Source organism: Arenibacter certesii DSM 19833 (assembly GCF_000429545.1).
Taxonomy (GTDB): domain Bacteria; phylum Bacteroidota; class Bacteroidia; order Flavobacteriales; family Flavobacteriaceae; genus Arenibacter; species Arenibacter certesii.
Window position 1 is genome coordinate 1 of the sequence record NZ_AUCB01000070.1, and the last position, 6,288, is coordinate 6,288.

6 protein-coding genes are annotated in these 6,288 nt (G+C 38.2%); 2 read left to right on the plus strand and 4 right to left on the minus strand.

Going from position 1 to position 6,288, the window contains the following annotated elements:
* Nucleotides 1-240 precede the first annotated feature (240 nt).
* From G466_RS0118695 to gldB, 3 genes are all read right to left on the minus strand, one after another.
* Entirely contained in the window at nt 241-630 is a 390-nt protein-coding gene (locus G466_RS0118695; RefSeq protein ID WP_026814985.1) for a hypothetical protein, read from the minus strand.
* A 107-nt stretch (nt 631-737) separates the two neighbouring features.
* A complete protein-coding gene (gldC, locus tag G466_RS0118700) occupies nt 738-1,073 on the minus strand; it encodes a gliding motility protein GldC (protein ID WP_026814986.1) in 336 nt (111 codons plus the stop codon).
* A 32-nt stretch (nt 1,074-1,105) separates the two neighbouring features.
* A complete protein-coding gene (gene gldB, locus G466_RS0118705) occupies nt 1,106-2,074 on the minus strand; it encodes a gliding motility lipoprotein GldB (protein ID WP_026814987.1) in 969 nt (322 codons plus the stop codon).
* 93 nt (nt 2,075-2,167) lie between these two features.
* Here gldB and nadE point away from each other — a divergent pair, with 93 nt between their 5' ends.
* Both nadE and G466_RS0118720 read left to right on the plus strand, forming a co-directional pair.
* Nucleotides 2,168-2,980: an NAD(+) synthase gene (gene nadE, locus G466_RS0118710; RefSeq protein ID WP_026814988.1), complete on the plus strand. Its 813-nt coding sequence runs from the start codon at nt 2,168-2,170 to the stop codon at nt 2,978-2,980.
* A 142-nt stretch (nt 2,981-3,122) separates the two neighbouring features.
* The gene (locus G466_RS0118720) at nt 3,123-3,752 is read left to right on the plus strand and encodes a response regulator (protein ID WP_026814989.1); all 630 of its coding nucleotides are present in this window, start codon (nt 3,123-3,125) and stop codon (nt 3,750-3,752) included.
* Between the two features lie 60 nt (nt 3,753-3,812).
* Here the strand turns inward: G466_RS0118720 and dnaG are convergent, their stop codons facing one another.
* Complete coding sequence (gene dnaG / locus G466_RS0118725; RefSeq protein ID WP_026814990.1) at nt 3,813-5,789, minus strand: DNA primase; 1,977 nt, start codon at nt 5,787-5,789, stop codon at nt 3,813-3,815.
* Between the last annotated feature and the right edge of the window lie 499 nt (nt 5,790-6,288).

The following is a 6,288-nucleotide window of genomic DNA, read 5'->3' on the forward strand; positions in this document are numbered from 1 at the left end:
TGTCGGCCATGGCGCTGGAAAAAGCGGCATAGGGACTAGCGATCCGAAACTTCGATGGGAAAGGTATGCCAGAACCTCACTAAAACGACCAAAAAGCCCTCTTAAACCGGACGAAAATCCACTTCGAAAATAAACCATAAAAAAAATCCCGGAAACATCGATGTTCCAGGATTCGTTCTGTCCAGTTTTTAGTGAAAATCGGCCTACTCCCGAATATCCCTTATTAAACTAACTACAACCTTAGCCCGACTCTGCACTATAATATTCTTGAATTGCTCCGATTAGGGACTCCTGATTACCCAATACATCAATACTTTTGCTGCTTAAGACTACATGAAAGCCTCCATTATCTACTTCAAATATTACTGGGAACTTCACCCCTTCACCTACCTTGTCCCGATACTTAATAATAAACTGATCCTTATATAAAAATTCCATATCAAAGTCAGAATGCTCCCTAAATTCTTTCCAACGTTTATTCTCCAAAAATGCCCCGTGGGTGATAGAACAGAGGGAGCAAGAATAGCTCTTGGGGTCAAGGATTTTATGAGCTCCGTCTAACAACGAATTCCCTAGGCCCGATTTTGCATTGTACACAAAGATTAAGCATTTCCTCCCATTTCCCCCCATAGCGTAGGCATTTATCTACTATATACCTATCAGTCGGACTAATAAGACAATCCTTTCCGACACGTAACAAAACAAATTAAGCTTTCTGTATTCCCTAACAGCAAAAGCTATTTCTTTAGCTCCAATTTTTCTGCAAAATAGTCGCAAAAATCCTTCATGGTAGCCGTCATTTTCTCATCTTGCGTTGCCTTATAAAAGGTATCTGAAAGAGACACTAAAGTCTGATGGAAGAAAATCCGCATCTCATCCACCGGCATATCCTTGGTCCATAAATCTATTTTTAAGGATTCTTGATTTTTACTATCCCAAACAGACAACAACATCGCCTTTGCCTCTTCATTGGAGATACCCCCATCTTCCGCAGACCATTTTAATTTTTCCGGCACTCGGTTTTCATCTAACGTAATCTGTAAATTAATTTCCGACGTATGTAATTTCGACATGTTTTTGCTTTTATATAAATTCTAAAAAAAAATTAATCTAATTTTCTAGGCTTGAATTTGGACTTTTTAAATAACGCCTCCTCTGGCAAGGTTAACATCTCCTGAAGGCTAACCTTATTATTATCCATAAACGCCTTTACAATCTGCCACCCTATATACCGTCCTAGTCTACCGGGGGATTCGTTATCCAGTTCCAATTGAAATTTAGAAAAAGGAGCCGGATCTAAAAACCTAGGACCCAACTTATTATCTGTACTGTACAATAATTCACGTTCCATAAAGTACCTCCAAACTTGCTCCTCATTTACAGTTGCCCACTCTAATTGTTCTGGATCGTATCCAATTATCACTTCCTCAGCTGCCTGTGGCAATAATGCTTGCTTTAAATACAATTCCTTTCCATAATAAATCATTTTTGCCAAGAACGTTCTCTCCTTAGGTGAAGGGATAACTTTTTTAGCAAAAGCACTGGCTACATCGGCCTGTAAAAATTTTTTATCAAGTCCGTTGGCAACAAATTTGGGTATTACGCTATAAAACTCATGAGAAGGGCCCAAATAGTTATCAAGACCAATAAGCAACAAGCTATCGGTCAAGATAACCCTATTATTATAATCCACATCCGACGTTACCGTAACAACCTCAGGAACAGGGGTATTGGGATAGTAGTATTTTATATGACGGAACAATGATTCTAGCTCCGTCAATTGGGAATCAAAGTCAGGAAATACAGATTTTACCTCTTGCTGGAGTTGCACCTGTAGGGTATCCTGTGCTTTTGCCACCCATACACTATCTGGATAGCTTTCCGGGAAAAGGTAGGGATAACTTTTCTTCAACTCGGAAATATCTTCTGGTTTGGCATCGGCAAATTCCCGATCAAACCTAGAGACCTCCAATTTTACATTTATCTTAGCAACTTCTTCCGCTGTTTTGTCTGTTTCTTTACAACCATATAAGGCTATTAAGACCCAACTCAGGACCCATATTGTACTTCGCATTCTCAACTAATTCGATTATTGTTTTATATTCTTGACCTTAGGTGGTATTTTTACTGGGCAAAGTTAAGTTTTTAAACCTTATAAACCCTTTAGATGCAGACCGAAAAAGTTATAGACCATATTGTTACCTGGTTAAAAAATTATGCCGAAAAGGCAAAAATGAAAGGATTTATCATCGGAATCTCAGGTGGTATTGATTCTGCCGTCACATCTACCTTGTGCGCCAAGACTGGACTAGAACTCTTGTGCTTAGAAATGCCCATACACCAAAAGGCCAATCAGGAAGCTCGCGCCGCAAACCATATAGCCTGGTTAAAAGAAAATTACAAATTGGTAAGAAGCAATAATATTAATCTTACTCCGGTTTTCGATAGCTTTGTAGATACTGTACCTAGCGTAACAGATGAAGCTGACCGATTTTTATCCCTAGCCAATACAAGAGCACGCTTACGAATGACCACGCTCTACTATTTTGCCGCCTTAGACCAACTATTGGTTGCTGGAACAGGTAATAAAATAGAAGATTTTGGGGTTGGATTTTTTACTAAATATGGTGATGGCGGTGTAGATCTTAGCCCTATTGCTGATCTTTCAAAAAGTGAAGTATATGAAATAGCAGAGACACTGGGAATTTTACCCGAAATTATCCAGGCCGCACCCACAGATGGACTATTTGGAGATGATAGAACAGATGAAGATCAATTGGGCGCTTCCTACCCAGAATTAGAATGGGCTATGGAAATGACAGAAAAAGGTAAGAGTGAATCCGATTTTTTTGACAGAGAAAAGGAAATTTTCCGTATCTTTAGTAGATTGAGTAGGGCGAATAAGCATAAAATGGTTCCAATCCCCGTTTGTGAAATCCCTATACATCTTAAAACGACATCTCACCTAAGAACCAAGTGATTAAAACGAATATAATAGCCAAAACTTTTGATTTACATATAAAAAGATGAGCTTTGCTTAACAACCAGGAATGTTTAATCTTACAATAAAAGCAGGCAAATTGGCGTTATTGTAAAAATGGCCATCTAAAAACCAATTCAACATGATCAAAATTTTAATTGCAGATAATCATCCCGTTGTTAGAGTGGGAATCAAACAGGTCTTAGATCCAATTTCTGATATCCAGGTGATAGGAGATGTGGCGACAACCGTGGAACTTTTTGACCAATTGGAAAACAGTTCTCCAGATATTATCTTATTAGAGATGGATATCCCAGAAATCAACGGTATTGCAACACTAAGGAAAATCAAAAAAGAGTACCCTAGCATTAGGGTATTAATATATAGTGGACAATCCGAAGACGTTTACGCACTAAGTACAATCCGTGCCGGTGCATTTGGATACCTTTCCAAGTCATCCGACATAGACTATATAGTCAGTGCAATAAGAAAGGTTAGCGAAGGTAACATGTTTATCACCAACGAATTAGCACAAAGACTTGCTTTTGACGAAGGGACTCAGAAACCAAGGAGGTTTTTCAGAAAACTATCCTCTAGAGAGGTTGAAGTTCTTAAATTATTGGCGAGTGGAAAACGAAACAAGGAAGTTGCTCAAGATCTTAATTTAAACGAAAAAACAGTAAGCACCTACAAAGCACGATTGATGCGTAAATTAAATGTAGATAATCTTGTAGATTTACTTCAACAAGCCAAAGCATTGGAACTATATTAATCCATTTCAAATTAAAGACAAAAAAAGGTCCAAAAAATATTTTTCTTGGACCTTTTTGATTTAAGAAAAAACCCTATTCAATTTTTTATTGAGAAGTACGTTTAACTGAATGTAGTTCATTATTTCTTCCAAAACCTCCGCATTCCCCCCTGTACTATCCATAGTACTTTCTTGTAGGGACCCTATCCTCTTTTTTATTAGGTAACACCTAAGGGTAAGTATAGTTTCACTCACCAGCTGAGAGACTCCTACCTCTTTATCCTTTGGATATATTTCTTTGCGATCCCACTGATGAAGGGTATATTTCTCCTCTTCCATTAAAATTGAGGATATTTCAGAGGCCAATTCCTGATCTAACTCTGCCATAAACGAAGTGATGGAAAAATTTTCCTTACCATTCATATCTTCAATGAGCTTATAGTAGATATTACGAAATCTCTCGTTCGCAAGCTCTATTTCATCATCCTGTAGATCCAAGAAAATTTTCTCGAACACTTTGGCACCCAACGATTCCGGCTCTAGCTCCAGATCGCCTTTCTCATTCTCCTTCAACACCAGATCTTCAAATTCTGTCTCCATTGTACCGTACAATAGCAAAATCTCAATTATCTTCCTTTCTAGCTCATATTGTACATCCAGTTTCTTTTGTGGTTCGGTCTTTACAACATCAAAGGACTTTTGCTCCTGCTTTGCTTTTTTGACAGCGTCAGCACTATCTTTCTTCCCAATCTGCGCTAGGGTATTAAAAAGCACTGATTCAGAGATATTCATGATTTGTGAACATTCCTGAATATAGATTTCCCTTTGAATCCTATCGGGGATTTTTGCAATACTATTTACAATATCCCTAACGGTATCTGCTCTTTTAATGGGATCGTTTGCAGCCTCATCTATTAAAAGAGATGCCTTAAATTGTATAAAATCTTTGGAATGCTCATTAAGATATGCAATGACCTCTTTGTACTCATTGTTCTTAGAGAAACTATCTGGATCTTCCCCAGCTGGAAAAGAACATACTTTTACGTTCATTCCCTGTTCCAAAATAAGATCTATCCCCTTAAGAGATGCCCTTAAACCAGCTGCATCACCATCAAACAAGACCGTAATATTCTTGGTTAGCCTATTTATCAATCTAATCTGATCGGAAGTCAAGGCAGTTCCACTAGAGGCTACCACATTATGTACTCCTCGCTGGTGCATTTGAATTACATCGGTATACCCCTCAACCAAATAACAATTATCTTCCTTGGCTATTGCCTGTTTTGCATGGTAAATACCATATAAAACCTTGCTTTTATGGTAGATATCACTTTCCGGGGAGTTTAAATATTTAGCCGCTCTCTTATCACTGGTTAAAATACGGCCTCCGAATCCCAAAATCCTTCCGCTCATACTATGGATAGGAAATAGAACTCTTCCCTTAAACCGGTCGAATGTTCGTTTTTTTGTAGGGTTTCCCGGATCTTCTTTCACTATGGTGAGCCCGGTCTTTTCAAGAAATTCCAATTGATACCCCTTATCCAGAGCTGTTTTAGTAAAGCTATCCCATAAATCCAGACAATAACCTAAATCAAACTTCCTGATGGTATCATCTGTAAAACCCCTTTCTTTAAAATAACTTAAACCAATAGCTTTTCCCTGCTCCCTTTCCCATAAAATTTCCGAAAAATAATCCTTGGCATACTCCGAAACCAAATACATGCTTTCCCGTTCATTTAACTTTTCTTTTTCCTCATCGGACTGCAAGGTTTCCTCAATTTCTATATTGTACTTTTTGGCAAGGTATTTAATCGCCTCAGGATAGGTGAAATGTTCGTGCTCCATTAAAAAGGCCACAACGTTACCTCCTTTCCCACTACTAAAATCTTTCCAGATTTGTTTTACCGGAGAAACCATAAAACTTGGGGAACGTTCATCGCTAAACGGACTCAGGCCCTTAAAATTAGCCCCAGACTTTTTTAATTGAACAAACTCTCCAATCACCTCCTCTACCCTGGCGGCTTCATATACTTGGTCTATAGTAGCTTTTGAAATCAACTTATTTTGTTTTAAAAGGATAAAGATACTACTTCAAAAAGAGGAAAACCATTCATTTACTATTCAAAATGCCTAACTTTATCATTCCTTTAAAACTTAAGAAATAGACGATGATTTTATTTTTAGGCACCAAACCTGGGAAAATCTCCTCAAAAATAGTTTCTACTGTTTCTTGCCCATTTTGCGAACAACAGAATACTTTAACAGCAGTGACCACAAGCACCTATTTTCATCTTTTCTGGATCTCACTATTTAGGATTAGCACCTCCACCATTATTAGGGATATTCGGGAGTAGGCCGATTTTCACTAAAAACTGGACAGAACGAATCCTGGAACATCGATGTTTCCGGGATTTTTTTTATGGTTTATTTTCGAAGTGGATTTTCGTCCGGTTTAAGAGGGCTTTTTGGTCGTTTTAGTGAGGTTCTGGCATACCTTTCCCATCGAAGTTTCGGATCGCTAGTCCCTATGCCGCTTTTTCCAGCGCCATGGCCGACA